Below are 359 nucleotides of genomic sequence, written 5' to 3'. Positions count from 1 at the left end.
GGGCAAGGACGAGTCGGCCAACCGCTTCCTGAACCGCCTGCTCGCCTACGGCGGCGAGTTCACCGGGTGGAGCGGCCTCGCCGAGGCGGTGGCCCGGGTCGAGGCCCAGGCAAACTCTGAGCCGAACCGCACCACCGGCCTGCCGCCCGACGTGCTGTTCATGCGGGAGAAGGAGTGCCTGCGGCCCATCGGGAACCTCCGGCTCCTCGAGTCGATGGTGGGCGACGTGAGCGTCCAGACCGTCCCGTCGACCATGCTCGTCAGGGCCGCCGGCAGGGAGTGGTCCGTGCCCAGGCGCTGCATCGGCCGGCGCGTGAGCGTCGTGGCGATGCCCGGCGGCCAGGTCGTGGTGAGGATGG

Annotated in this window: 1 pseudogene; it reads left to right on the top strand. The window is 72.1% G+C overall.

The features are described 5' to 3' along the window. Positions 1-359 (top strand): annotated as a pseudogene (locus tag ACTQXI_RS08930) (IS21 family transposase); the annotation flags it as partial.

Source organism: Collinsella sp. LCP19S3_C9 (assembly GCF_052121575.1).
In the GTDB taxonomy this organism is placed as follows: Bacteria; Actinomycetota; Coriobacteriia; order Coriobacteriales; family Coriobacteriaceae; genus Collinsella.
Note: the sequence above shows the minus strand (reverse complement) of the source record. Positions and strands in the feature narration are given on the sequence as shown.